The 25,326-nt window shown below is 63.4% G+C and carries 23 protein-coding genes, 2 tRNA genes and 2 pseudogenes; 26 read left to right on the plus strand and 1 reads right to left on the minus strand.

Features of this window, described 5'->3' with window-relative positions; translation table 11 throughout:
* Window positions 1-43 precede the first annotated feature (43 nt).
* From ACMI1Q_RS02970 to ACMI1Q_RS03090, 25 genes are all read left to right on the plus strand, one after another.
* Window positions 44-119, plus strand: a tRNA-Gly gene (locus ACMI1Q_RS02970).
* Window positions 120-126: 7 nt separating this feature from the next.
* Window positions 127-202 (plus strand) — tRNA-Phe (locus ACMI1Q_RS02975).
* A gap of 569 nt (window positions 203-771) precedes the next feature.
* On the plus strand, window positions 772-1,131 hold the full coding sequence (locus ACMI1Q_RS02980; RefSeq protein WP_419067781.1) for a dihydropteridine reductase: 360 nt from the start codon (window positions 772-774) through the stop codon (window positions 1,129-1,131).
* A gap of 19 nt (window positions 1,132-1,150) precedes the next feature.
* The gene (locus ACMI1Q_RS02985) at window positions 1,151-1,750 is read left to right on the plus strand and encodes a TetR/AcrR family transcriptional regulator (protein ID WP_419502757.1); all 600 of its coding nucleotides are present in this window, start codon (window positions 1,151-1,153) and stop codon (window positions 1,748-1,750) included.
* Window positions 1,740-2,450, plus strand: coding sequence for a hypothetical protein (locus ACMI1Q_RS02990; RefSeq protein WP_419502758.1), 711 nt, complete (start codon window positions 1,740-1,742; stop codon window positions 2,448-2,450). Before ACMI1Q_RS02985 ends, ACMI1Q_RS02990 begins: the two co-directional genes overlap by 11 nt.
* 160 nt (window positions 2,451-2,610) lie before the next feature.
* Complete coding sequence (locus ACMI1Q_RS02995) at window positions 2,611-4,020, plus strand: glycine--tRNA ligase (RefSeq protein WP_417025108.1); 1,410 nt, start codon at window positions 2,611-2,613, stop codon at window positions 4,018-4,020.
* 74 nt (window positions 4,021-4,094) lie between these two features.
* Entirely contained in the window at window positions 4,095-4,469 is a 375-nt protein-coding gene (locus tag ACMI1Q_RS03000) for a CidA/LrgA family protein (protein WP_177522384.1), read from the plus strand.
* Window positions 4,450-5,133, plus strand: a complete 684-nt coding sequence (locus ACMI1Q_RS03005) for an LrgB family protein (protein WP_177522383.1) — start codon at window positions 4,450-4,452, stop codon at window positions 5,131-5,133. Before ACMI1Q_RS03000 ends, ACMI1Q_RS03005 begins: the two co-directional genes overlap by 20 nt.
* A gap of 64 nt (window positions 5,134-5,197) precedes the next feature.
* On the plus strand, window positions 5,198-6,436 hold the full coding sequence (locus ACMI1Q_RS03010) for an aminopeptidase (RefSeq protein ID WP_330057712.1): 1,239 nt from the start codon (window positions 5,198-5,200) through the stop codon (window positions 6,434-6,436).
* 155 nt (window positions 6,437-6,591) lie between these two features.
* The gene (rimP, locus tag ACMI1Q_RS03015; protein WP_330057714.1) at window positions 6,592-7,077 is read left to right on the plus strand and encodes a ribosome maturation factor RimP; all 486 of its coding nucleotides are present in this window, start codon (window positions 6,592-6,594) and stop codon (window positions 7,075-7,077) included.
* A 75-nt stretch (window positions 7,078-7,152) separates the two neighbouring features.
* The gene (gene nusA, locus ACMI1Q_RS03020) at window positions 7,153-8,217 is read left to right on the plus strand and encodes a transcription termination factor NusA (RefSeq protein WP_177522380.1); all 1,065 of its coding nucleotides are present in this window, start codon (window positions 7,153-7,155) and stop codon (window positions 8,215-8,217) included.
* A 45-nt stretch (window positions 8,218-8,262) separates the two neighbouring features.
* Window positions 8,263-8,544, plus strand: a complete 282-nt coding sequence (gene rnpM / locus ACMI1Q_RS03025; protein ID WP_177522379.1) for an RNase P modulator RnpM — start codon at window positions 8,263-8,265, stop codon at window positions 8,542-8,544.
* Window positions 8,531-8,857: a L7Ae/L30e/S12e/Gadd45 family ribosomal protein gene (locus tag ACMI1Q_RS03030; RefSeq protein ID WP_177522378.1), complete on the plus strand. Its 327-nt coding sequence runs from the start codon at window positions 8,531-8,533 to the stop codon at window positions 8,855-8,857. Before rnpM ends, ACMI1Q_RS03030 begins: the two co-directional genes overlap by 14 nt.
* Window positions 8,854-11,166, plus strand: a complete 2,313-nt coding sequence (gene infB, locus ACMI1Q_RS03035) for a translation initiation factor IF-2 (protein WP_394981204.1) — start codon at window positions 8,854-8,856, stop codon at window positions 11,164-11,166. The genes ACMI1Q_RS03030 and infB overlap by 4 nt, the downstream gene beginning before the upstream one ends.
* A 13-nt stretch (window positions 11,167-11,179) precedes the next feature.
* Window positions 11,180-11,539 carry a 30S ribosome-binding factor RbfA gene (gene rbfA / locus ACMI1Q_RS03040; protein WP_394965427.1) on the plus strand — a complete coding sequence of 120 codons (360 nt, stop codon included), beginning with the start codon at window positions 11,180-11,182 and terminating at the stop codon, window positions 11,537-11,539.
* A 37-nt stretch (window positions 11,540-11,576) separates the two neighbouring features.
* On the plus strand, window positions 11,577-12,551 hold the full coding sequence (locus ACMI1Q_RS03045) for a DHH family phosphoesterase (protein ID WP_419502759.1): 975 nt from the start codon (window positions 11,577-11,579) through the stop codon (window positions 12,549-12,551).
* Window positions 12,548-13,432 (plus strand): tRNA pseudouridine(55) synthase TruB, encoded by an 885-nt coding sequence (gene truB / locus ACMI1Q_RS03050; protein WP_419502760.1) that lies wholly within the window; start codon window positions 12,548-12,550, stop codon window positions 13,430-13,432. Before ACMI1Q_RS03045 ends, truB begins: the two co-directional genes overlap by 4 nt.
* 6 nt (window positions 13,433-13,438) lie before the next feature.
* Window positions 13,439-14,392: a riboflavin biosynthesis protein RibF gene (gene ribF, locus ACMI1Q_RS03055; protein ID WP_419502761.1), complete on the plus strand. Its 954-nt coding sequence runs from the start codon at window positions 13,439-13,441 to the stop codon at window positions 14,390-14,392.
* Window positions 14,393-14,518: 126 nt separating this feature from the next.
* Window positions 14,519-14,776, plus strand: a complete 258-nt coding sequence (rpsO, locus tag ACMI1Q_RS03060; RefSeq protein WP_177522373.1) for a 30S ribosomal protein S15 — start codon at window positions 14,519-14,521, stop codon at window positions 14,774-14,776.
* 236 nt (window positions 14,777-15,012) lie between these two features.
* Window positions 15,013-17,154: a polyribonucleotide nucleotidyltransferase gene (locus ACMI1Q_RS03065; RefSeq protein WP_419502762.1), complete on the plus strand. Its 2,142-nt coding sequence runs from the start codon at window positions 15,013-15,015 to the stop codon at window positions 17,152-17,154.
* Window positions 17,155-17,305: 151 nt separating this feature from the next.
* Window positions 17,306-18,064, plus strand: coding sequence for a glycosyltransferase family 2 protein (locus tag ACMI1Q_RS03070; RefSeq protein ID WP_419502763.1), 759 nt, complete (start codon window positions 17,306-17,308; stop codon window positions 18,062-18,064).
* Between the two features lie 121 nt (window positions 18,065-18,185).
* Window positions 18,186-19,073, plus strand: a complete 888-nt coding sequence (gene rfbA / locus ACMI1Q_RS03075) for a glucose-1-phosphate thymidylyltransferase RfbA (protein WP_418440858.1) — start codon at window positions 18,186-18,188, stop codon at window positions 19,071-19,073.
* A gap of 22 nt (window positions 19,074-19,095) precedes the next feature.
* Window positions 19,096-20,004, plus strand: coding sequence for a dTDP-4-dehydrorhamnose reductase (gene rfbD, locus ACMI1Q_RS03080; RefSeq protein WP_419502764.1), 909 nt, complete (start codon window positions 19,096-19,098; stop codon window positions 20,002-20,004).
* Between the two features lie 21 nt (window positions 20,005-20,025).
* On the plus strand, window positions 20,026-21,084 hold the full coding sequence (rfbB, locus tag ACMI1Q_RS03085; protein WP_419502765.1) for a dTDP-glucose 4,6-dehydratase: 1,059 nt from the start codon (window positions 20,026-20,028) through the stop codon (window positions 21,082-21,084).
* Between the two features lie 221 nt (window positions 21,085-21,305).
* Window positions 21,306-22,328 (plus strand): hypothetical protein, encoded by a 1,023-nt coding sequence (locus ACMI1Q_RS03090; protein ID WP_419502766.1) that lies wholly within the window; start codon window positions 21,306-21,308, stop codon window positions 22,326-22,328.
* 104 nt (window positions 22,329-22,432) lie between these two features.
* Here ACMI1Q_RS03090 and ACMI1Q_RS03095 read toward each other — a convergent pair.
* Window positions 22,433-24,973 (minus strand): annotated as a pseudogene (locus ACMI1Q_RS03095) (DNA methyltransferase); the annotation flags it as partial.
* Between ACMI1Q_RS03095 and ACMI1Q_RS03100 the strand changes: the two are divergent.
* Window positions 24,968-25,279 (plus strand): annotated as a pseudogene (locus ACMI1Q_RS03100) (23S rRNA (uracil(1939)-C(5))-methyltransferase RlmD); the annotation flags it as partial. The pseudogenes ACMI1Q_RS03095 and ACMI1Q_RS03100 overlap by 6 nt on opposite strands.
* Window positions 25,280-25,326: the final 47 nt, after the last annotated feature.

A 25,326-nucleotide genomic window follows, 5' to 3' on the forward strand; every position in this document is an offset into this window, starting at 1 on the left:
GAGCAGGATGCCGCAGGTTCAAATCCTGTCATCCCGACCATAAGCGGCTTTAGCTCATCTGGTAGAGCGCCACCTTGCCAAGGTGGAGGTAGCGAGTTCGAGCCTCGTAAGCCGCTCCATTTTTTTGCCTCTGTAGCTCAGTTGGTAGAGCAGGGGACTGAAAATCCCCGTGTCATTGGTTCGATTCCGATCGGAGGCACCACGTCGGAATGGACTTCGCTCCATTCAAAAAGCCCGGCCTTTGGCCGGGCTTTTCTCATACCGCTCCGTCATTCCTCCTTCTCCCCACGAAATTTTGCTTCGCAAATTTTCGCGGGGACCCCGGCCGCCCCAAGGGCGGCCATAAGCGGCATATCGCTTGCGGCGACTTTTTTTGCAAAAAGCCGCCGGCGCGCTCACTCCGCTGCGGCTCCTTCTCCCCACGAAATTTTGCTTCGCAAACTTCCGCGGGGGCCCCGGCCGCCCCAAGGGCGGCCATAAGCGGCATATCGCTTGCGGCGACTTTTTTTGCAAAAAAGCGTCATCCGCCCGCTCCCTTGCTCCTCCTTCTCCCCACGAAATTTTGCTTCGCAAATTTTCGCGGGGGCCCCGCCGCCGGGGGGGGCGGCCATTTGCAAAGTTCGCTTTGCTCCGACGCTTTTTTGCAAAAAGTCGCCGGGCGCCCGCTGAAATCGGCACAAAGGGCGCAAGGTGTCGTTCCTTTTTGGCGTTGCATCCTCTATGATAATCTCAGCAGCTGCGGAATATCAAACTTATGAGGAGAATTTCGCCATGAACACAGACAAAATTTTTGCAGAGGCCATCGCCAACGAATACGCGCCCAAAGACGCCTCCAAGGTCGTCGCCCTGCGCAAGCTGGACCGGAAAGCCAAGGCCCCGGCCAACATCTTCGCCTACGGTTTCGGCATCCTGATGACCCTGATCCTGGGGCTGGGGATGTGCCTGTCCATGCAGGTGATCGGAAACGGCGGCCTTTTGATGACCGGGGCGGGCATCCTGCTGGGCGTGCTGGGCATCGTGGGCGTGGGCCTCAACTATCCCGTCTACAAAAAGCTGCTGCGCTCCGGCAAGGAAAAGTACGCCTTCGAGATCATGCAGCTGGCCCGGGAGATCAGCGAAGCGGGAGAGTGAACACAAGGAGGGCGGCAGGATGAACAAGTCAGAAAGCAAATACTTCAACACCGCCCTGCGGATGGACGAGGCGCTCATCGCGCTGCTGGAGGAGAAGGACCTGGAGTATATCACCGTGAAGGAGATATGCCGCCGGGCCGGAGTGAACCGGTCCACCTTCTACCTGCACTATGAGACCATCGCCGATTTGACGGACGAGGCCATGGACATGATCGACCGACGCTTTGAGTCCTACTTTCCCCGCCGGGAAGAAGAGATCACGGACGGGATAGCCAGCCGCGAGCGGGAAGAGCTGGTGCTGGTCACCCGGGAATACCTTCTGCCTTACCTGCGCTTCATCCGTGACAACAAGAAGGTCTACCGGGCGGCCTTCCGCGCCCCCGGCAGCGTGCAGGCCGCCCGGCGGTACGGAAACCTCAAACAGCGCATCATCGGCCCCGTTCTGGAGCGGTTCGGAGTCCCGGCCGCCCACCGCTCCTACTACATGGCGTACTATGTGGAGGGCATCGCCGCCACCGTCAAGGAGTGGCTTCGGCGGGACTGCGAGGATGACGTGGAGATGGTCGCCGGCATCATCGAGGCCTGCGTGCGGCCCAGGGAGGGCTTTTGTGAGAAATGACGGCCGGGCCGGGCTCCTGCTCCGGGCGTGGCGGGGCGACTACGCACGCCGGACCCTGCTCAGCGCCGGCGCGTCCTCCGTGTGCACGGCGCTCTTTGCGGCGTACAACGGATACCTGGGCATCCGCCACGGGTCGCTCTGGCACGGAAGCATTGCCGGGTTCTATCTTCTGCTCACGGCGGTGCGGGGCAGCATCCTTTTGACGGAAAGCCGCGGCAGAACGCGCCCGGCCGCCGTGCAGGGGCGCTGCCGCCGCCGCACGTTCCTGGTCAGCTCCGCGCTTTTGCTGGTGCTGGACCTGGCGCTGATCCTGCCCGTTTCCATGATGGCGGTGCTGGAAAGGCCCGTGTCCATGGGGCCGATCCCGGCCATCACCATGGCGACGTACACCACCTGGAAGATCACCATGGCCTCCGTCCACATCGGGCGGCAGCGGCGCAGGGGGAGCGGCATCCTGGTGGCGGAGCTGCGGACGGTCAATTTCATCGACGCGCTGGTGGCGGTGCTGACGCTGCAGAACACCCTCATCATGGTGGAGGGAACGGCCGCGGACGGCAGCGCCATGCTTCCGCTCACCGCCGTTTCCAGCGGGGCGATCTACGCCGTCATCGTGACGGTGACGATACGCATGCTGCAAAAGGGCCTTGCGCGGACAAGGCAGGCGGAAAAGGCGAACGCCCCCAAACGGGCAAGCGTTTGAAAGCGAAGCGGCGCCGCGGGCGCTGTTTCGCTTTCTTTTTGCCTCCCGGGGCAAACTCGGGGCCGAATTGTCTTGACGAACGGCCCCGGCGGGCTTACACTTGTAAAAGACCCAAATCATCACGCCGCAGCCAGCGGCGCGGAAAAGGAGTAAATGCGCAATGAACAATCGTGAAAAGAACTTCGACACCATCGTGGCTCTGTGCAAGAGCCGGGGCTTCGTGTTCCCCGGCAGCGAGATCTACGGCGGCCTTGCCAACAGCTGGGACTACGGCCCCCTGGGCGTGGAGTTCAAGAACAACGTGAAGAAGGCGTGGCTGAAGAAATTCGTGCAGGAGAGCCCCACCAACGTGGGTCTGGACGCCGCCATCATCATGAACCCTCAGACCTGGGTGACCACCGGCCATGTGGCGGGCTTCTCCGACCCCCTGCTGGACTGCAAGAGCTGCAAGGCCCGCCACCGGGCGGACAAGCTGGTGGAGGACGCTCACCCCGAGGTGAACGCCGACGCCATGAGCCAGGAAGAGCTGGACGAGTTCATCGCCACCCATGAGGACGTGGTGTGCCCCGTGTGCGGCAAGCACGACTTCACCCCCATCCGCAAGTTCAACCTGATGTTCAAGACCGCCATCGGCGTCACCGAGGACTCCTCCTCCGTGTGCTACCTGCGGCCCGAGACCGCCCAGGGCATCTTCGTGAACTTTGCCAACATCCAGCGCACCACCCGCCGCAAGCTGCCCTTCGGCGTGTGCCAGGTGGGCAAGGCCTTCCGCAACGAGATCACCCCGGGCAACTTCACCTTCCGCACCCGCGAGTTCGAGCAGATGGAGTGCGAGTTCTTCTGCAAGCCCGGCACCGACCTGGAGTGGTTCGCCTACTGGAAGGACTACTGCAAGAACTGGCTGCTGAGCCTTGGCATCAAGGAGGAGAACCTCCGCCTGCGTGACCACGACCCCGCCGAGCTGGCCTTCTACTCCCGCGCCACCACCGACATCGAGTACGCCTTCCCCTTCACCGACTGGGGCGAGTTGTGGGGCATCGCCGACCGCACCGACTACGACCTGGGCCGCCATCAGGAGGCCAGCGGCAAGAGCCTGGAGTACTTCGACCCCGAGACCAACGAACACTACATCCCCTACGTCATCGAGCCGAGCCTCGGCGCCGACCGGGTGGCCCTGGCCTTCCTGTGCGAGGCCTACGACGAGGAGGTCGTGGACGAAGCCAAGAACGACAAGCGCGTGGTGCTGCGCCTGCACCCGGCGCTGGCCCCCTACAAGGCGGCGGTGCTGCCCCTGAGCAAGAAGCTGGCCGGGCAGGCCCGGCCCATCTGGCAGGAGCTGGCCAAGCACTTCATGGTGGACTACGACGAGACCGGCTCCATCGGCAAGCGCTACCGCCGCCAGGACGAGATCGGCACCCCGCTGTGCGTCACCGTGGACTTCGACACCTTCGGCGACGGCGAGAAGGCCGGCGACGGCTGCGTGACCATCCGCGACCGCGACACCATGGAGCAGGTGCGCCTGCCCATCTCTGAGGTCAAGGCTTACATCGAGAAGAAGATCGAGTTTTAAGGCCGTCTGGCCCTGAAACAGGCGGGGCCTGCCGGCAGCGGCGGGCCCCGTTTGCAGCCAAGCGAGGAAAAAGTATGAACATCATCCGCCAGATACTCATCGTGTTCGGCGTCTGCCTTCTGGCAACGGCGGCCAGCGGCCTTTTGCCCTTCACCCTGCCCGCCAGCGTGCTGGCCATCCTGCTGCTGGCCGGCCTTCTGGGCTTCGGCCTTGTGAAGGAGGGCTCGGTGGCCGGCCTGTGCGACTTTTTGCAGGGTCATCTGACCTTTCTGTTTTTGCCCGCCGGGGTGGGCCTTCTGGAACACCTGGACCTGCTGGCTTCCAGCGGCGCCGCGCTGGCGGCGGTCTGCCTTGTGAGCGGCTTTTTCACCTTTGCCGCCGCCGCCCTCACCGTGCGGCTGGTGCAGCGCATCCAAAAGGGAGGCCGCCGTGAAGGAACTGATCTGTAACAACGCCGTGTTCGGCATTGCCCTCTGCGCCCTCACCTGGCAGGCGGGCCTGTGGGTGGCGGCCAAGGCAAAGCACCCCCTGGTCCACCCGCTGGTGGTGGCCATCGCCCTGGCAGTGGCGGCGCTGGCCGCCTTCGACATCCCGCTGGAGTGGTTCCGCCAGGGCGCGGACTACCTGGACATGCTGCTTTTGCCCGCCACCGCGGCCCTGGGCCTCTCGGTCTGGCGGCAGCGGCAGGTGCTGAAAGAAAACTTCTGGCCGGTGGTGCTGGGCTGCGCCGCCGGCGCACTGACCAACGCTTTTGTGGCCACGGGCCTGTGCCGCCTGCTGGCGCTGGACGCCTCGCTGGCAAACAGCGCGCTGCCCCACAGCGTCACCACCCCCATCGCCATCGCCCTCAGCGAGGCGGGGGGCGGCGTGCCCGCCGTGACCACCCTCTGCGTGCTCTTCACCGGCATCGTGGGGGCGGCCTTCGCGCCGCTGCTGGTCAGGCTCTTCCGGCTGGAGGCCCACCCGGTGGCGGCGGGCGTGGCCATCGGCAGCGCCAGCCACGCCATCGGCACCGGCCGCGCCATGGAGATGGGCCAGGTGCAGGGCGCCATGAGCAGCGTGGCCATCGGCGTGGCGGGCATCCTGACCACCCTGATGTCGCTGGTGTGGTGAGGCCCCTTTTCGCCCATACTGAACACATTGACCCCGGCCGAAGGCGGGGGAAAGGAGACAGAACATGGATAAGAAGCTGATGGAAAAATACGCCGAATTCATCGTGAAGGTGGGGGTGAACGTGGGCCCCGGCCAGACCCTCATCATCCAGAGCCCGGTGGAGGCCGCCTTCTTCGCCCGTGCCTGCGCCGCCGCCGCTTTTGAGGCCGGCGCGGCGGACGTGGTGGTGAAGTACTCCGACGAGCAGCTCACCCGCATCCGCATGGACAAGGCCAGCGAGGACACCCTCTGCGACGTGAAGCCCCATGTGCTGCGCAGCTATCTGGACTATGTGGAGAGCGAGGGCGGCGCGTGCGTACTGAACATCCACGCTGACGACCCCGAGGCCCTGAAAGGGCTGGACGCGGGCAAGCTGAACCGGGTCAGCATGGCCCGCCGCGCCGCGCTGGAGCCCTGGCGCAACTACACCATGAACGACCTCATCCAGTGGTGCGTGGTGGCCATCCCCAGCCCCGCCTGGGCCGCCGTTGTGTTCCCCGGCATGGAGACCGAGGCCGCGGTGGAAAAGCTGTGGCAGCTGATTTTTGAGGTCTGCCGCATCGACGCGGACTCGGACCCCGTGGCGGTCTGGAAGGAGCACACCGCCCACATGACCGCCAACCGGGACAAGCTGAACGCCCTGGACCTGGAGAGCATCCACATGACCAGCGCCAACGGCACCGACCTGGTGGTGGGCCTCGCCGACACCCATTCCTGGGAGGGCGCGGCCAGCGTTGCGGGCAACGGCATCCCCTTCATCCCCAACATCCCCACCGAAGAGGTGTTCACCGCGCCCCACCGCCTGCATGTGGACGGCGTGGTCAAGGGCACCAAGCCCTACGTCTACAACGGCCAGCTCATCGAGGGCTTCTCGGTGACCTTCAAGGACGGCAAGGTGGTGGCCCACTCCGCCGAAAAGAACGACGAGCTGCTGGGCGAACTGCTGGCCAGCGACGAGGGAGCGTCCCACATCGGCGAGATCGCCCTGGTGCCCGCCTCCAGCCCCATCAACCGCAGCGGAGTGCTCTTCTACAACACCCTTTTTGACGAGAACGCCGCCTGCCACATCGCCTTCGGCGCGGGCTATCCCGGCACCGTCAAGGGCGGCAACACCATGAGCAAGGAGGAGCTGCTGGCGCTGGGCGTGAACGACTCCGCCATCCACGAGGACGTGATGGTGGGCGCGGAGGACATGACCATCACTGGCCTGTGCAAGGACGGGGCCACCGTGACCATTTTTGAGAACGGCGAGTGGGCGCTGTGAGCCCAGAGGGGCCAAAACCCGCAAAAAGAGGGCAAAACCGCGCCGCCAAAGGCTTGCAAAAGCCAAAACCGCGTGGTATAATGCCAAGGTAAGAATGTTTGACTGGAGAGTGAGCCGCAAGGCTCGCTCTCTTTGCATGTTTGGGAGGTTTTGCCATGGCGAAAGGAAACGGCGGCAAAAACACGGTGCGCACGGTGGAGCAGCTGGTGCGCCCGGTGGTGGAGGGCATGGGCCTGCGCTTGTGGGACGTGCGCTTTGAAAAGGAGGGGCCGGACTGGTTCCTGCGCATCTTCATCGACCGGGACACCCCGCTGGACACCGACACCTGCGAAGCGGTGAGCCGGGCCATCGACCCGGTGATCGACGCCGCCGACCCCATCGACCAGAGCTACTATATGGAAGTGGGCAGCCCCGGCCTCGGCCGCCGGCTCACCCGGCCGGAGCACTTCGGGCCTTATGTGGGCCAGAAGATCGCCGCCCGGCTCATCCGCCCGAACGCAGACGGCGCGCGGGAACTGGAGGGCACGCTGCTGGCTTTTGCCGACGGCGACGTCACTCTGGAAGGCCCCGCCGGCCCGGTCACCTTCGCCCTCGCGGACGCAAGCTTCGTGAAGCTTTGCGACGACGAGGACCTGTTCTGATCCCGGCGCGGCATCGCGCCTTTCAAAATTCTACGGCCCGTGTGCGGCCGGTCAAAATTGGAGGAAACAGAAAAAATGAACGCAGAGTTTTTTGAGGCCCTGAACATGCTTGGCAAGGAGCGCGGCCTCTCCCCCGAATACCTGATCGAGAAGATCAAGGCTGCCATCGTCATCGCCGTCAAGAAGGACTACGAGGTGGAGGACGAGAACGTTCTGGTGGAGATCGACCCGCTGAACGGGCGCTTCTCGGTGAACCTGGTGCAGGACGTGGTGGAAGAGGTGGAGAACCCCCACACCCAGCTGAGCCTGGAGCAGGCCCACGCCATCCGCAAGACCTATCAGGTGGGCCAGCGTGTGGTGACCCCCCTCAAGACCAAGGAGTTCGGCCGCATCGCCGCCCAGACCGCAAAGCACGTCATCCGTCAGGGCATCCGCGAGGCCGAGCGCAGCCAGCTGTACAGCGAGATGCAGTCCAAGGCCCACGAGATCGTCACCGCCCAGGTGGTGCGCATCGACAGCGAAAAGGGCATCGTGGTGCTGGACATGGGCAAGGGCGAGGCGGTGCTGCCCCGCTCCGAGCAGGTGCCCGGCGAGGAGTTCTACGAGGGCCAGCACGTGCAGGTCTACGTCAAGGACGTGATCGTCACCGAGCGCGGGCCCCGCATCATCATCAGCCGCACCAGCGAGCAGCTGGTCAAGCGGATGTTCGAGATGGAAGTGCCCGAAATTTTTGACGGCACCGTGGAGATCCGCGCCATCAGCCGCGAGGCCGGCGTGCGCACCAAGATGGCCGTCTGGTCCAAGGACGAGAACGTGGACCCGGTGGGCGCATGCATCGGCGCGCACGGCGCCCGCGTCAACCAGATCGTGGAGCAGCTGCACGGCGAGAAGATCGACGTGGTGCGCTGGAGCGAGGACATCACCGAGTTCATCGGCGCGGCCCTCAGCCCCGCCAAGGTGCTGAAAGTTGAAATTCTGGAGGGCGAGCGCAAGGCCTGCCGCGTCACCGTGCCCGACCATCAGCTGAGCCTGGCCATCGGCAACAAGGGACAGAACGCCCGCCTGTGCGCCCGGCTCACCGGCTACAACATCGACATCCGCCCCGAGAGCGGCTACTACGGCGAGGACACCGAGGACTGAACCCCTCTTTGCCGTTCATACTATTAAAAGAAAGGAAGCTGCCCCGTGCAACAACGAAAGATCCCGCTGCGGCGCTGCACCGGCTGCAACGAGCAGAAGCCCAAAAAAGAGCTGGTGCGGGTGGTCCGCAGCCCCCAGGGCGAGATCGCCCTGGACCGCGTGGGCAAAATGCCCGGCCGGGGCGCCTACCTGTGCCCCAGCGCCCAGTGTCTGGCCAAGGCCCGCAAGGCCAAGCGCCTGGAACGCGCGCTGGATGCGCAGATCCCGCCCGAGGTCTACGAGCGGATCGAACAGGAGATAGAAGGAGCCCAAAGTGGAAACGAATAATCAAAAACTGTTTTCTGCCCTGTCGCTGTGCAAAAAAGCGGGCAGGCTGGTGCTGGGCTTCGACGCCGTGATGGACAGCGTGTACCAGGGCAAGGCCCATCTGGTGCTGCTGGCCAGCGATGTGAGCGAGGGCACCGCGAAACGGGTGCGCCGGAACTGCGAAGATCTGGCCCCCTGCCTTCAAATGCCCCTCGCCCAGGCGGACCTGTGCCCCGTCACCTGGAAAAAGGTGGGCGTTTACGCCGTGACCGATGAACAGCTGGCCGTTTTGTGCCGCCGCAGCCTCGAGCAGAACAAGGAGGACAACGCATGATCATTAAATACAAAGTGAGCGAGGTCGCCAAAGACCTGAACAAACCCGCCAAGCAGATCGTGGACATGCTGGCCGCGCTGGGCGGCGAGCCCAAGAAGGTGGGCGCCAACCTGGACGAAGCCGAGCTGAACTACGTCTTCGAGCGCCTGACCCAGGAGAACGCCGAGGCGGACCTGGCCGATTATCTGGACAGCGCCCCCAAGCCCAAGCCCAAGGAGAGCGAGATCCTGAAAAAGGCCGACGGCACCGTGGTGGAGATGCCCCGTCCCAAGCACAAGGCGGAGAAGAAGCCCGAGACCAAGGCCCCCGCGCCCAAGCGCGAAGTGGTGACCAAGGTGGTGGACACCCGCACCGTGGACGTGAACCTGGACAAGTTCAACGAGAAATACACCGAGCTGGCGGGCACCAAGAACGTGGAGAACCGCCGCAAGCCCACCCCGGCGGGCAACAAGCAGAAGTTCTCCAACAACAAGAACCGCGGCCGTCAGCCCTTCCAGAAGAAGCGGGAGACCGAGGCCGAGCGCCTGCAGCGCATCCAGCTGGAAAAGGCCCGCAAGGCCCAGCTGAAGGTGCAGATCCCCGACGAGATCACCGTGGGCGAGCTGGCCAGCCGCCTGAAGCAGACCGCCAGCAACGTCATCAAGAAGCTGATGGGGCTGGGCGTGATGGCCTCCGTCAGCCAAGTGGTGGACTTCGACACCGCCGCCATCGTGGCCGAGGAGTTCGGCGCCAAGGTGGAAAAAGAGGTGCATGTCACCATCGAGGAGCGGCTGTTCGAGGTGGAAGAGGACAACGCCGCCGATCTGGTGGAGCGTCCCCCCGTCGTGGTGGTCATGGGCCACGTTGACCACGGCAAGACCTCCATCCTGGACGCCATCCGCAAGACCCATGTGACCGCGGGCGAGGCCGGCGGCATCACCCAGCACATCGGCGCCTATCAGGTGGTGGCCGGCGGCAAGACCATCACCTTCCTGGACACCCCGGGCCACGAGGCGTTCACCAGCATGCGCGCCCGCGGCGCCAACATGACCGACATCGCCGTTCTGGTGGTGGCCGCCGACGACGGCATCATGCCCCAGACCGTGGAGTCCATCAACCACGCCAAGGCCGCCCAGGTGTCGGTGATCGTGGCCATCAACAAGATGGATAAGCCCACCGCCAACCCCGAGCGGGTCATGGAGCAGCTCACCCAGTACGAGCTGGTGCCCGAGCAGTGGGGCGGCGACGTCATCTGCGTGCCCGTGTCCGCCCTCACCGGCCAGGGCATCCCCGACCTTTTGGAGAACATCAACCTGGTGGCCGAGGTGCGGGAGCTGAAGGCCAACCCGAACCGCCGCGCCAAGGGCGCCGTGGTGGAGGCCCGCCTGGACAAGGGCCAGGGCCCCGTGGCCACCATCCTGGTGCAGAACGGCACCCTGCACAAGGGCGACTGCATCATCGCCGGCACCGCCGTGGGCCGCGTGCGCACCATGAAGAACGACAAGGGCCAGTTCATCGAGACCGCCGGCCCCTCCACCCCCGTGGAGATCACCGGCCTCACCGAAGTGCCCGCCGCGGGCGACCTGTTCGACGCGGTGGCGGACGAGAAGCTGGCCCGCGAGCTGGCCGACAAGCGCGCCGCCGAGGCCAAGGAGCGCCAGTTCAGCACCTACCAGAAGGTCACCCTGGATAACCTGTTCAGCCAGATCGCCGAGGGCGAGCGCAAGGAGCTGGACATCATCGTCAAGGCGGACGTGCAGGGCAGCGCCGAGGCCGTGAAGCAGAGCCTGGAGAAGATCAGCAACGACGAGGTGCGGGTGAAGGTCATCCACACCGGCGTGGGCGCGGTGAACAAGTCCGACGTCATGCTGGCCAACGCCTCCGGCGCCATCATCATCGGCTTCAACGTGCGCCCCGACCCCGTGGCCAAGGAAGAGGCCGCCCAGGCCGAGGTGGAGATGCGGATGTACCGCGTCATCTACGACGCCATCAACGACGTCACCGACGCCATGAAGGGCATGCTGGCCCCCAAGATCCGCGAAGTGGAGCAGGGCCGTCTGGAAGTGCGTCAGGTCTACAAGATCAGCAGCGTGGGCCTGGTGGCCGGCAGCTATGTGCTGGAGGGCAAGATCACCCGCACCAGCAAGATCCGCGTGGTGCGCGACGGCATCGTGGTCACCGAGGACGAGATCGCCAGCCTGCGCCGCTTCAAGGACGACGTGAAGGAAGTCGCCCAGGGCTACGAGTGCGGCGTGACGCTGGAGAAGTTCTCCGACATCAAAGAGGGCGACATCTTCGAGGCCTACATCCTGGAAGAATATCGCGACTGACGAGGTGACAGGAATGCCCAATGCGAAAAATCAGGGCCGTCTGGCCCAGGATATGAAGCGGGAGCTGATCGGCATCGTGGGGCAGATGAAGGACCCCCGCCTTGCCGGCGGCCTGCTCACCATCACCCGGCTGGAAGTGACCCAGGACCTGGACCAGGCCCGGGCCTTCGTCAGCGTGCTGGGCGATGAGGAGGCCGCGAAACAGGCCGTGGCGGCGCTCAACCGCGCCGCAGGCCATGTGCGCACCGAAATTTCCCGCCGCATGCACATCCGCAAGGCGCCCCGCTTTGTGTTTTTGCGGGACGACGGCGCGGCCTATGCCGCCCACATCAACGAGCTGCTGGCCGGCCTCCACAAAGAGGAGGAAGGCTGAACGGCCCCGCCGTGCAGCGGCAAAACAAGGAGAAATCATGAGTGAGATTCTGGAATTGCTGAGCCTGATCAGCCGCCTGCTCCATGCCGAGAACGTGCTGATCCTGTGCCACAAAAATCCCGACGGCGACACGGTGGGTTCTTCCGCCGCGCTGTATCACGCCCTCAAGGGCCTTGGCAAAACGGCCGCGCTGCTTTGCTCCGACCCCATCCCCGCCCGCTATTCCTACATGCAGGCGGAACTGTTCACCGGCCAGTTTGAGCCGGGCTACATCGTTGCGGTGGATGTGGCGAGCATCCAGCTGTTCGGCGACGGCGTGAAGCCCTATTCCGACAAGGTGGACCTTTGCATCGACCACCACGGCTCCAACAGCGGCTATGCCGACGCCATGTACCTGGACGCCGACGCCGCCGCCACCGCCGAGATCATCTACGAGCTTTTGCAGGCCATGCAGGCGCCCATCACCCCGGTCATCGCCGACTGCCTGTACACCGGCCTTTCCACCGACACCGGCTGCTTTTTGTTCGGCAACACCACCGCCCGCACCCACAAGGTGGCGGCGGCGCTGATGGAGGCGGGCGCCCGGGTGGAGGAGCTGAACCCCCTGCTGTTCGAAAACAAATCCAAGGGCCGCATCGCCATCGAGCGCACCGCCCTGGAAAATCTGGAATACTACTTTGACGAGCAGTGCGCCCTCATCTCCATGACGCGGGAGCAGATCGCTGCTTCCGGCGTTTCGGTGGAGGACCTGGAGGGCGTCACCGGCCTGCCCCGCAAGATCGAGGGCGTGCGGGTGGGCGTCACCCTGCGCCAGAACCCCGCCGGCAGCTACAAGGTGAGCATCCGCACCGTCAAAGGGGTGGACGCCTGCGCCATCGCCCGGCGGCTGGGCGGCGGCGGCCACGAGCAGGCCGCCGGCTGCGAGCTGGAGGGCAATCTGGAGAACGCCAAGGTCGCCGTGCTGGCCGAGGTGGAAAAAGAGCTGGCCCGCGGCGCAAAGGAGCAGCAATGAGCCCCCTGTGCGGCATCCTGCCGGTGGATAAGCCCGCCGGCTGGACCAGCTTTGACGTCATTGCAAAACTGCGGGGGGTGCTTGCCACCCGCAGGCTGGGCCACTCCGGCACCCTGGATCCCATGGCCACCGGCGTGCTGCCGGTGTTCGTGGGCATGGCCGCCAAGGCGGTGGACCTGCAGCTGGACCACGACAAGGCCTACCGGGCCGAGGTGCGCTTCGGCCTTGCCACCGACACCGGCGATGTCACCGGCACCCCGGTGGCGGCAGGAGAGAACATCCCCGGCGCGGCGGCGGTGAAACAGGCGCTGGAGGCCTTCCTGGGCCCCCAGATGCAGACCCCGCCCATGTACTCGGCGGTGAAGGTGGGCGGCGTGCCCCTCTACAAGCTGGCCCGCCAGGGCAAGACGGTGGAGCGGGCGGCGCGGCCGGTCACCTTCTACCGGCTGGACCTGGTGGAACAGACCGCCCCGGACCGGTTCGTCATCGACATCGAGTGCAGCAAGGGCACCTATGTGCGCACCCTGGTGGAAGACCTGGGCGCGGCTTTGGGCTGCCCCGCCTGCCTTGCGGCGCTGCGGCGCACCCGCGCGGGCGCGTTCACCCTGGAGGGCTGCGTCACGCTGGAGGCCATCCAGGCCGCCAAGGAAGCGGGCGAACTGGAAAAACTCCTGCTGGGGGTGGACACGGTGTTCACCCACCTGCCCGCCGCCGAGGTGAGCGAAAAGGAGACCGCCCGCCTTTTGAACGGCGCGCCGGTGCGCCGGGCGGAGATGGCCGAAGGGCGCTGGCGGCTCTATGCCGGCGGGGCCTTCCTGGGCCTGGGCAAGGCGGAGGACGGCGTTCTGCGCGCCGAAAAACTGTTTGTGGAAAGGGCGTGAAACGCCTTGCAGATCTACCATCGGCTCACGGCCCTGCCGCCTGCCGCCTTCGGGCGGGGCAGCGCGGTGGCCCTGGGCTTTTTTGACGGGGTGCACATCGGGCACCGGGCGGTCATCTCCGCCGCGGTGGACTGCGCCCGCGCCGAGAGGCTGGAGGCCGCGGTGTTCACCTTCAGCCTGCCCGCCGGCCATGCCATGAAGGGCGGCCGGCTCATCACCGACGAGGAAAAGCACCGCCGCATCGAAGAGCTGGGGGCGGACCACTTCTTCGAGCCCGCCTTCGAGGAATTCTGCGACCTTTCGCCCGAGGCCTTCGTCACCGAAGTGCTGGCGGGCCTGTACAACGCAAAGGCCGTTTTCTGCGGCGACAACTTCACCTTCGGCAAAAAGGCCGCCGGCAACGTGGCGGTGCTGCGCGAACTCTGCGCGCCTTTGGGCATCCGGGTGGAGGTGGTGCCCATGGCCCTTTACAAGGGCGAGACGGTCAGCGCCACCCGCATCCGCGCCGCCCTGGCGGCAGGGGAGATGGGCGAGGTGGCCGCCATGCTGGGCCGGCCCTACTCCATCGACTTCGAGGTGCGCCACGGCAAGGGCCTGGGCCGCACCCTGGGCATGCCCACCATCAACCAGGTCTACCCGGCGGGCTTTCAGATGCCCAGGCTGGGGGTCTATGTGAGCCGGGTGCAGCTGGACGAGCACTGGCTGCCCTCGGTCACCGGCCTCGGCAGCCGGCCCACCGTGAACGACGACGCCAGCAGCATCACCTGCGAGACCTTCATCCCGGATTTTGAGGGCGGCCTCTACGGCCAAAAGGTCACGGTGGAGCTGCTGGACTACATAGCCGAGAGCCGCCGCTTTGAGAGCACGAGCCAGCTGCGGGCCGCCGTGATGGCCTGGGCCGACGAGGCCCGGCGCTGGTTTGACCGCAAGGACCGGGAAATGGGGAAAAGCCCCTTGTAATCCGCCTTTGGCTGTGCTATACTATTATGGCTACCGTGACTCAGTGGGGGGTGTATGCTCTGCATCAGAGCGCCTCGCTGCCCTGCGCCGGGTCATCGGCAAATAAAATGAAACGAGGTAACAACAATGGAAGACAAGAAGACTGTCATCGAATCCGCCCGCGTGCATGAGACCGACACCGGTTCTCCCGAGGTGCAGGTGGCCCTGCTGACCGCCCGCATCAACCACCTGAACGAGCATCTGCAGGCCAACCCCCACGACCATCACAGCCGTCGTGGCCTGCTGAAGATGGTCGGCCGCCGCCGCAACCTGCTGGCCTACCTGCAGAAGAAGGACATCGAGCGTTACCGCGCCCTGATCGCCAAGCTGGGCCTGCGCAAGTAATCACAGTCACAAAAGGCAGGCGGTCGTTTGCACCGCCTGCCTTTTACCTGTTTTTCGGCTTTGGGCCGAAAAGCAGTCTTTTGCCCCCCGCACCTGCGGAGTGTCGCGTGTTTTTAGCGGTAAATCGAGGGCTTTTCTTTTCCGAAAAACCCCGGATTTATTGCTAAAGCCACCCTCCCTCCGCACCGAACAGATCCGCGGCCCCATGCCGCGAAAAACAACAGGAGGTATTTTCTATGGCTTTGGAATTTGCGTCCAAACACGAAACGTTCCCCAATTTCAAGACCTTTGAGATGGAACTGGCCGGCCGGCCCCTGGTGGTGGAGACCGGCAAGATGTGCGGCCTGTCCAACGGCAGCTGCCTCGTGCGCTACGGCGAGACCGCCGTTCTGTGCAACGTCACCATGAGCGAGAAGCCCCGCGACGGCATCGACTTCTTCCCCCTGAGCGTGGACTTTGAGGAAAAGCTCTACTCCGTGGGCCGCATCCCCGGCAGCTTCATGCGCCGTGAGGGCCGCCCCGGCGAGAAGGCCATCCTCACCAGCCGCGTGGTGGACCGGCCCATCCGGCCCCTCTTCCCCAAGACCATGCGCAACGACGTTTGCGTCACCATGACCGTCATGAGCGTGGACCAGGACTGCAGCCCTGAGATCACCGGCATGATCGGCACCTCCATCGCCCTGTCCATCTCCGACATCCCCTGGGCCGGCCCCATCGGCGGCGTGTTCATGGGTCTGGTGGACGGCCAGCTGGTGGTGAACCCCACCCTGGAGCAGCGCGAGAAGAGCGACCTGCAGCTCACCGTGGCCGCCACCGAGAAGAAGATCGTCATGATCGAGGCCGGCGCCAACGAGGTGGACGAGGTCACCATGCTGAACGCCATCAAGGCCGCTCACGTGGAGATCAAGAAGGTCATCGAGTTCATCAACGGCATCGTGGCCGAGATCGGCAAGCCCAAGAAGGAGTTCCAGGACATGGAGCTGGACCACGACCTGTTCGAGGCCGTGAAGGCGGAGTACCTGGACGAGTTCAAGGCCGCCATGGACACCGACGACAAGAACGTGCGCGACGCCCGTCTGCTGCCCATCCGCGAGAAGCTGGAGGCCCAGTACGCCGAGCAGTGGGGCGCTTCCGTCATCGAGGAACTGATGTACAAGATGCAGAAGTTCGTGGTGCGGCGCTGGCTGCTGGACGAGGGCAAGCGCGTGGACGGCCGCGGCATCAACGAGATCCGGCCCCTGGCCGCCGAAGTGGGCCTGCTGCCCCGCGTGCACGGCAGCGGCATGTTCACCCGCGGCCAGACCCAGGTGCTCACCGTCACCACCCTGGGCTCCACCAAGGACAGCCAGCTGATGGACGACCTGGGCACCGAGCCTTACAAGCGCTATATCCATCACTATAACTTCCCGCCCTACTCCGTGGGCGAGGCCCGCGCTCCCCGCAGCCCCGGCCGCCGCGAGATCGGCCACGGCGCTCTGGCCGAGCGTGCCCTCATCCCCGTGCTGCCCAGCGTGGAGGAGTTCCCCTACACCATCCGTCTGGTGAGTGAAGTGCTCTCCTCCAACGGCTCCACCAGCCAGGCCTCCATCTGCGGCTCCACCCTGAGCCTGATGGATGCCGGCGTGCCCATCAAGGCCCCTGTGGCCGGCATCAGCTGCGGCCTCATCACCGAGGGCGAGCGCTGGATGACCATGCTGGACATCCAGGGCGTGGAGGACTTCCACGGCGACATGGACTTCAAGGTGGGCGGCACCCACAAGGGCATCACCGCCATCCAGATGGACATCAAGATCGACGGCCTGACCTACGAGATCATCGAGGAAGCCTTTGAGAAGTGCCGGAAAGGGCGTCTCTTCATCCTGGACGAGATCATGCTGCCGGTCATCCCCGCTCCCCGCGAGCAGCTGTCCAAGTACGCTCCCAAGATGCTGTCCATGGTCATCCCCGTGGACAAGATCAAGGACGTCATCGGCAAGGGCGGCAAGGTCATCCAGGAGATCTGCGCCAACTGCAACTGCAAGATCGACGTGGAGGAGGACGGCCACGTGTTCGTCTCCGCCATCGACGTGGACGACGCCAACCGTGCCATCCACACCATCAAGACCATTGTGGAGGACCCCGAGGTGGGCGCCATCTACAAGGGCCGCGTGACCCGCCTGATGAACTTCGGCGCCTTCGTGGAGATCGCCCCGGGCAAGGAAGGTCTGGTGCACATCTCCAAGCTGGATACCAAGCGCGTCGAGCGGGTGGAGGACGTGGTCGCTGTGGGCGACGAGCTGATCGTCATGGTCACCGAGATCGACCAGCAGGGCCGCATCAACCTGAGCCGCAAGGATGCTCTGGCCGCCATCGAGGCCAAGCGCAAGCAGCAGGGCTGAGCAAGATAAAACAAGAGCCGCCGCACCCGGATGGGTGCGGCGGCTTTTTCTGTGCCGCCCAACGCGGCGGGCACCTTCCATGTTGCCCCGGCGGCTCCTTTGTGGTATACTATACTCGACTATTTCTGGTTTTTCGGAAGGGGGCGGCGCGTTGAAGATCAGCGCCTGCATCGTGAGCTACGGCGGGGCCGACGAGGTCATCCGCGCCGCCGAATCGGTGCTGCGGCACACCGCCGCGCCCCTCACTCTTTATCTTGTGGATAACGCCAGCCCCGACGGCGCGGGCGAAGTTCTGGCCGCCCACCCCTGGCCGGAGAATGTCACCGTGCTGCGCCTGCCCGAGAACCTGGGCTTCGGCGCGGGCCACAACAAGGTGCTGCCCCTTCTGGACAGCGACTATCACTTCGTGCTCAACCCCGACATTTTCGTGGAGAGCGACGTGCTGGGCGGGCTGTGCGGCTGGCTTGAAGAACACCCCGAGGCAGTGATGGCCACCCCGCGGCTCACCTTCCCCGACGGGCACGAGCAGGTGCTGCCCAAGCGCAAGCCCGGCGTGCTGGGCCTCGCCGCGCGGCAGGGGGTGCCGGGCCTCAAACGCTTTGGCGACCACTACGCCATGCTGGACGAGGACCTCTCGAGACCCACCCCCATCGAGTTCTGCACCGGCAGCTTTTTCTGCATGCGCACCGCCGTGTTCAAGGCCATCGGCGGCTTCGACGAAAAATACTTCATGTATGTGGAGGACGCGGACATCACCCAGAAGGCAAGGCAGAAGGGCCTTGTTTACTACCTGCCCCAGTTCACCGCCTGCCACGCCTGGCACCGCGCGCCCCAGAAAAGCCTCAAACCCTTTTTGCAGCAGCTCAAAAGCATGGGCCGCTATTTCTGCAAGTGGGGCTTCCGGCTGTAAAGGCCTGCGGCCCGCCGGCTTCGGCGCGCCCCTCAAAATCGTAAACAGCGGAAGTGGCTCCGCTTTGTGCCAAGCCGCAAAAACGAAGGGCGCGCACGCGCCCGAATAAGGAGCGAATGGTATGAAAGGCATCATTCTGGCCGGCGGCGCCGGCACCCGTCTGTATCCCCTGACCATGGTCACCTCCAAGCAGCTGCTGCCGGTGTACGACAAGCCCATGATCTACTACCCCCTGTCCACCCTGATGCTGGCGGGCATCCAGGACATCCTCATCATCTCCACCCCTGAGGACACCCCCCGCTTCGAGCATCTGCTGGGCGACGGCAGCCAGTACGGTCTGCGCCTGTCCTACAAGGTGCAGCCCAGCCCCGACGGTCTGGCCCAGGCTTTCCTGCTGGGCGAAGAGTTCATCGGCGACGACTGCTGCGCCATGATTTTGGGCGACAATATCTTCTACGGCAACGGCTTCTCCCGCATCCTCAAGGCCGCGGTGGCCAACGCCGAGCAGAACGGCCGCGCCACCGTCTTCGGCTACTACGTCAACGACCCCGAGCGCTTCGGCATCGTGGAGTTCGACGAGAACGGCAAGGTCATCAGCGTGGAGGAAAAACCCAAGGAGCCCAAGAGCAACTACGCCATCACCGGCCTGTACTTCTACGACAACCGGGTCAGCGCCCAGGCCAAACAGGTCAAGCCCAGCGCCCGGGGCGAGCTGGAGATCACCACCCTGAACGCCATGTATCTGGAAGAGGGCAAGCTGGACGTGCAGCTGCTGGGCCGGGGCTTCGCCTGGCTGGACACCGGCACCATGGACAGTCTGGTGGACGCCGCCGACTTTGTGCGCATGGTGGAAAAACGCCAGGGCATCAAGATCAGCGCCCCCGAGGAAATTGCCTACAAGAACGGCTGGATCAGCAAGGAAAAACTGCTGGAAAGCGCCGAGCGCTACGGCAAGAGCCCCTACGGCGAGCACCTGAAGCGTGTGGCCGACGCCAAGATCCGCTATTGAGCAAAAGAAGGAAGGAACGCAGATGAAGATCCTCATCACCGGCGCCGGCGGTCAGCTGGGCACCGAATTGCAGCGGCAGCTGAAAGAGGGCGGCAGCAGCCTGGGCCCTCTGCCCGAGCGGCTGAAAAACGCCACTGTCCTCTCCACCGACGTGCCTGAACTGGACATCACCGACCGCACGGCCACCATCGCCTTTGTGCGCCGCCACCAGCCGGACACCATCATCAGCTGCGCCGCCTTCACCAACGTGGACGGCTGCGAAACCAACCTGGACGCCGCCTTCAAGGTGAACGCCATGGGCGCTTCGCATCTGGCCCAGGCGGCCGAGCGGGTGGGCGCGCGGCTCATCCACGTCTCCACCGACTACGTCTTCAGCGGCGAGGGCGACGCCCCCCTGGACGAGAGCTGCCCCATCGGCCCGGTGAGCGCCTACGGCCGCACCAAGGCCCTGGGCGAGGAATACGTGCGCTGCTTCTGCCACCGCTTTTTCATCGTGCGCACCGCCTGGCTCTACGGCTACAACGGCAAGAACTTCGTCAAGACCATGGTGAACGCCGGCAAGAAGTTCGGCAAGCTGGAAGTGGTGAACGACCAGCTGGGCAACCCCACCAACGCCGAGGACCTGGCCCATCACATCCTCAAGCTGGCGGTGAGCCACGACTACGGCGTCTACCACTGCACCGGCGAGGGCGTTTGCAGCTGGTATGATTTCGCCAAGGAGATCATCCGGCTGGCCGGAGTGGACGCGGAAGTGTCCCCCTGCACCAGCGCCGAATACGCCGCAAAGCACCCCGCGGCGGCAAAGCGCCCCGCCTGGAGCGCCCTGGAAAACCGCATGCTGGCCTGCACCGTGGGCAACGAGATGCGCCCCTGGCAGGATGCGCTGAAATGCTACTTCGACCACTGGGACGGCGAAAACGGCCTGAAATAAGAAAGGAAAGGGAAATCCCCCATGAAAAAATACCTCATCACCGGCTGCGCCGGCTTCATTGGTTCCAACTTTGTTTACTATATGCTGAATAAATACAAGGATATACTCCTTGTAAACCTGGACAAGCTGACCTACGCCGGCAACCTGGAGAACCTGAAGGACGTGGAGGGCGACGAGCGCCACGTGTTCGTGCAGGGCGACATCTGCGACCGGGCGCTGGTGACGAGCCTGTTCGAGAAATACGACTTCGACTACGTCATCAACTTCGCCGCCGAGAGCCACGTGGACCGCAGCATCACCAACCCCGAGATCTTCGTGGAGACCAACGTGCTGGGCACCGTGAACCTGCTGCAGTGCGCCAAGAACGCCTGGCTGAAAGACGGCAAGTGGGCCGAGGGCAAGAAGTACCTGCAGGTGTCCACCGACGAGGTCTACGGCAGCCTGGGCGAGGACGGCTATTTTATGGAGACCACCCCCCTGTGCCCCCACAGCCCCTATTCCAGCAGCAAGGCCAGCGCCGACATGTTCGTGATGGCCTTCCACGACACCTACGGCATGCCGGTGAACATCACCCGCTGCTCCAACAACTACGGCCCCTACCAGTTCCCCGAAAAGCTCATCCCGCTGATGATCAACAACGTCAAGCACCACAAGCAGCTGCCGGTCTACGGCGACGGCATGAACGTGCGCGACTGGCTGTATGTGGAGGACCACTGCAAGGCCATCGACATGGTGGCGAACGGCGGCCGCGACGGCGAAGTGTACAACGTGGGCGGCCACAACGAGCGGCCCAACATCTTCATCGTCAAGACCATCATCGCCCAGCTGCACGACCGCCTGCAGGACGACGGCATCGACGAGGGCCTCATCAAGTATGTGGCCGACCGCCTGGGCCACGACCGCCGCTACGGCATCGACCCCACCAAGATCAAGAACGAGCTGGGCTGGTACCCCGAGACCACCTTTGAGGTGGGCATCGTCAAGACCATCGACTGGTACCTGGCCCACGAAGAGTGGATGAACAACGTCACCAGCGGCAACTACCAGAAGTACTACGAAGAGATGTACAAAAACCGCTGAATATTACATTTGGTATAATCATTGCTTTCCCTTGGCATTCCGGCTGTTTCAAAAGGCGGGCTGTCCACCAAAGCAAACCAAAGGCCCGCATGCAAGGCATGCGGGCCTTTTTGTGCAAAAGGGAGAAAGCGGCAAACCCCGAGCAAAAAGGCGGTTTTTCGGCCCTGCCCCGCCGTTCACAAGGCAGAGACCTCAACGAAAGAAAAGGAGGGTATCTCCCCATGAAAAAAGCACTGTGCCTCGCCCTCGCAGCGGCTCTGCTGGCCCTTTCGGCCTGCGCCGCGCCGCCCCCCGCAGAAAGCATGGAAAGCACCTCCGCGCCCGCCGCCCCGGCCGGGGAAGGGGAGGCGGACCACATCCGCGCCCTGCTGGGCCAATGCGGCGTGGACATCGAGACCACCCGCTTTGAAAGCAGCTATGAGGTGAACGATTTTCTGGAGTGCACCGTCTACTCCTCGCTGGAATTGCCGGACGCGGCCGCGCTGCTGGTGGAAAAGCCGGACGGCAGCGCCTTTTACATCACTCTGCCGGACAACAGTTCCGTCACCGGGATGTATGTGGACGACGCGGGCCTGCTGACCGTCCTCACCGACGGCGTTATCCACGGGGGCGACGAGGTCATGCATAACGGCATGGGCGTGTTCAAGGTGGACCTTGGGACCGGCGAAACGGTGAGCTATGAAAACAACGAGTTCGTCTACCCCCAGGGCGTTTACGGCCGGGAGTGCTCCACCGTGGATGACCACTACACCTTCGGTGAGTGCACGGTGGGGGAGGACGCGGTGACCTTCCGGTTTGAACCCGCCGAGGAAAACGAGAATTGGACGGGAACGGAACTCTACTTCCCGCCCGTCTGGAACAACGATGTGGACGGCGAGTACCGGATGGCGGTGCTCTTCAACAACACCGCAGCCCCCGACCCGGCCCTGGCCGAACAGCTTGAAACGCTGCCCGGCGTGCTGGAAGCCACCTTCACCGAAGTGGACAGTGTCTATTACGCCGGCACCCTGCTGGAACTGCGGGTGGACTGCCGGTGCGTGCTGAGCCACCGGCTCAACGAGGGCGTGCCCGGACCTGCGCTGGAAAGCTACACCATCCGCTGCTACATGCCCGACCCGAACGACGGCGCGCCGGTGGGCGGGCCCTTCATCCCCAACGCCGAAGCCGCCGCCGAAATAGCGGAAAAGGAGCGCAAGGCCATGGAGGAGCTGGGCATGCTGGACCCCGCATCGACAGCGGAATAAGCCTTGTTTTGGTATCTTGAGGAAAGCGGCGGGGGCCGCCTGCGTAATTACGCAGGCGGCCCCCGCCGCTTGTCCAGCCCGCCACAAGCGCAGCCTTATTTGTCCTATTCGCTCGAAAGCCGCTGATACAGCTCCATCAGCCGGGCCACACAGGTAGCCTCGGTGGTGGTTTTTACATTGAAGCCGTAGGCGCGCATCACAGCCTTGTCGTTTTCCTGGTGGGCCTTGCGCAGAGCAGGCGGCATGGTGACCTCGTCGTACAGATCCGCCAGGGAGCAATCCGGGAACAGGGCGCGGGCGTCCAGGATGGCCTGGGCCGTCTGCTCGATCTTTGCTTTTTGCTCCTCGGTGGGGTTCGGCCAGGGGAAGTTGTTGTAGACGATGTCTTTGGAGTAGCGGTAATCGCTTTTCAGCCGCCCGCATACAGCTCGCATCCAGGCCATGTGGACGTTGGAGGTGAGCACGCCGAGATGGTAGAGAGAAGCATCAGGGATAATTTTTACGAGATTGCTGCAAAGCACATCTGGGGTCATGAATCCCATTGGCACATATTTGCGCCGTTCGGAAGAAACTTCGGGGATGACGATATAGTTGCCTTGGGGCATGTTTTCCACATGGAAACGGGTGGGCCGTTCCGCCAGCTTTACCGTGCCGGCGCTTTTGCTGGCCAGCCGGAACTGCCGCACAGCCTCCACCCGCTTTAAACATTCGGGCATTTTTCGCAGTTCATTGGGCGGGCAGTCGCCCAGCCACAGGCAGTAGCGGGGGCAGCGATTGATGAATTCCTGAGAGCCGTACCAGGGCCGGAACCAAGGTCGGGAGGCAGGTTCCTTCTGCGCGAACGCTTCCATTTCCTCCGGGGTGAAAAGGTAGTTGCCGCCATCGATGGGCTTGTTGCCAATGCCAATCTCCGGCACGTCACACAGGGGAACGCTGCGGCTTTCCACAAACACGTTTTCCGCGTCCACCAGGTAACCGTTGATGTTGTGAACGATTTGGGGCCGCCCGGCCGTGTAGATGCGCCGCGGAGCAGGATTTGGCGCGGTGCTGAACCCCACGATCACACAGTGGACGTGGGCCTTGCTTTTTGCCTCGCTGTCCCACCGGAAGGTGCGGTGGGCAAAGTCGATGTGCACGCCGGCCTCAAACAGCGGCTTCCAGAGGTTTGCCACCGCCTCGCCCTGGGTGACGGAATTGGTGGACACCAACGCCGCGCGGATGGGGGAAGCCGCCATCAGGTCGGCGGATTTTTTGTACCAGCAGGAAACATAATCCAGGTTGCCGGCGTTTTTCCAGCCGGGAAACACGGCGTTCAGGTCCTCTTTTTGCGCGGCGCTCATCATGCGCGCGCCCACAAAGGGCGGGTTTCCCATGATGTAGTCCAGCTTCTGCTTCGGAACCACCGTTTCCCAGTCCATCCCAAGGGCGTTTCCCTCCACGATGTTGGCGTAGGATTTGAGCGGCAAAAAGTCCAGAGACATGTGCACCACGTCTTCGGTTTCTTTCATCATCTGGCTCTCTGCGATCCATAGGGCGGTCTTTGCGACGGTCACCGCGAAATCGTTGATCTCGATGCCATAAAACTGCCCGATGGATACCTGGATGGGGTCGTTCACATCCAGGGTGATCTGACCATAATGCAACGCCCCAATCACTTGATTTTCCAGCCGCCGCAGGGAAAGATAGGTTTCGGTGAGGAAATTGCCGGAACCACAGGCGGGGTCCAGAAAAGTCAGATCGGCCAGCTTTTGCTGAAACGCCCGCAGCTTGGCGGTTCGGGTCTTGTCCACCGCAATTTCCCGGATAGCTTCGAACTCGCCGCGGAGTTCATCCAAAAACAACGGGTCGATGACCTTGTGGATGTTTTCGATGCTGGTATAGTGCATACCGCCTGCCCGGCGTGTATCCGGGTTGAGGGTGCTCTCGAACACCGCGCCGAAGATGGTGGGGCTGATGGCAGACCAATCGAAGTCTTCACTGGCCCGACGGAGGATGAGTTCCACGATGGTTTCGTCCAGCCGTGGGATAACAACGCTTTCATCTGCGAACAAGCCGCCATTCACATAGGGGAAGGCAGCCAAGTCATCGTCCATGTAGGGGTCGCGGTCCTCAGGCTTTGTGTCCAATACCTTGAACAGGTCGATAAGAGCACGGCGCGCATCGGATTTGTGGCGCTGCAGGTAATTGTGAAACATGTTTCGTCCGCCGAAAATACCTGCGTCCTCGGCATACAGGCAAAAAACCAGACGCACACACAGAGCGTTCAAACTTCTTTGCGCTTGGCTTGAACTGGGGTCTTTGTATTGATGGAACAGCGCGTCGTAGAGAATACCCACGATGTCGCCCGCCTGCAGGGATACCTCCATTTCTTTTTTTATGGAGGTATCTCCCGTATCCACCAGGAATTGCAGACGATAGTATTCTTTTTCCAAATCACACAGGCGAATCACTTCAGCCTCGCCGGTGGGACGTTCCATGTCGTACACATGGAATTCCGCAAAATTGCAGGTGACGATCCACCGGGGGCGCTGGGAATAAGGAAGCTCGGCGGCGTATCGCTTTGCCTGCTGAAATGGAGACAGCAGACTTCCGTCCGACTGGCGGATAGGCTTGTTCAACTCTTTTCCCAGGCTTTTCTGCTCGAGACGGTTGTCTTGCTTTCCAAGGGAGAAATCGACTCGAAGAAGGTTCGTGTGGAGTTCTCACTGGAGGATATGGATATGTCCGGGTTCCAGAAGGGGGCGACCTACGAGCAGATCAAGGCGTATGTGTTGGAGCATACTGGCTTGAAGGTGTCTTCCCTCTACATCTCGCAAATAAAGCGCAAGTGCGGGCTGGATGTGGGGCAAAATTATAATCTGTCAAAGAAGGAAGATGCTAAAGTGCCAAAATGTCCGCCGGAGAAGGAAGCGGCGATCAGGGATGCGTTGAAATATTTTCAGATGATTTAAGAGTCTATTGAGCAAAAAAGCAGTAAATCAATTTCAGATTTACTGCT

Source organism: Candidatus Allofournierella excrementavium (assembly GCF_048526665.1).
Classification (GTDB): domain Bacteria; phylum Bacillota; class Clostridia; order Oscillospirales; family Ruminococcaceae; genus Allofournierella_A; species Allofournierella_A excrementavium.

What these genes read in the sequence shown, in the direction of transcription:
- ACMI1Q_RS02980 (WP_419067781.1), top strand. Translation starts at nt 772, where the DNA reads ATGAACACAGACAAAATTTTTGCAGAGGCCATCGCCAACGAATACGCG.
- ACMI1Q_RS02985 (WP_419502757.1), top strand. Translation starts at nt 1,151, where the DNA reads ATGAACAAGTCAGAAAGCAAATACTTCAACACCGCCCTGCGGATGGAC.
- ACMI1Q_RS02995 (WP_417025108.1), top strand. Translation starts at nt 2,611, where the DNA reads ATGAACAATCGTGAAAAGAACTTCGACACCATCGTGGCTCTGTGCAAG.
- ACMI1Q_RS03000 (WP_177522384.1), top strand. Translation starts at nt 4,095, where the DNA reads ATGAACATCATCCGCCAGATACTCATCGTGTTCGGCGTCTGCCTTCTG.
- ACMI1Q_RS03010 (WP_330057712.1), top strand. Translation starts at nt 5,198, where the DNA reads ATGGATAAGAAGCTGATGGAAAAATACGCCGAATTCATCGTGAAGGTG.
- rimP (WP_330057714.1), top strand. Translation starts at nt 6,592, where the DNA reads ATGGCGAAAGGAAACGGCGGCAAAAACACGGTGCGCACGGTGGAGCAG.
- nusA (WP_177522380.1), top strand. Translation starts at nt 7,153, where the DNA reads ATGAACGCAGAGTTTTTTGAGGCCCTGAACATGCTTGGCAAGGAGCGC.
- infB (WP_394981204.1), top strand. Translation starts at nt 8,854, where the DNA reads ATGATCATTAAATACAAAGTGAGCGAGGTCGCCAAAGACCTGAACAAA.
- rbfA (WP_394965427.1), top strand. Translation starts at nt 11,180, where the DNA reads ATGCCCAATGCGAAAAATCAGGGCCGTCTGGCCCAGGATATGAAGCGG.
- ACMI1Q_RS03045 (WP_419502759.1), top strand. Translation starts at nt 11,577, where the DNA reads ATGAGTGAGATTCTGGAATTGCTGAGCCTGATCAGCCGCCTGCTCCAT.
- truB (WP_419502760.1), top strand. Translation starts at nt 12,548, where the DNA reads ATGAGCCCCCTGTGCGGCATCCTGCCGGTGGATAAGCCCGCCGGCTGG.
- rpsO (WP_177522373.1), top strand. Translation starts at nt 14,519, where the DNA reads ATGGAAGACAAGAAGACTGTCATCGAATCCGCCCGCGTGCATGAGACC.
- ACMI1Q_RS03065 (WP_419502762.1), top strand. Translation starts at nt 15,013, where the DNA reads ATGGCTTTGGAATTTGCGTCCAAACACGAAACGTTCCCCAATTTCAAG.
- rfbA (WP_418440858.1), top strand. Translation starts at nt 18,186, where the DNA reads ATGAAAGGCATCATTCTGGCCGGCGGCGCCGGCACCCGTCTGTATCCC.
- rfbD (WP_419502764.1), top strand. Translation starts at nt 19,096, where the DNA reads ATGAAGATCCTCATCACCGGCGCCGGCGGTCAGCTGGGCACCGAATTG.
- rfbB (WP_419502765.1), top strand. Translation starts at nt 20,026, where the DNA reads ATGAAAAAATACCTCATCACCGGCTGCGCCGGCTTCATTGGTTCCAAC.
- ACMI1Q_RS03090 (WP_419502766.1), top strand. Translation starts at nt 21,306, where the DNA reads ATGAAAAAAGCACTGTGCCTCGCCCTCGCAGCGGCTCTGCTGGCCCTT.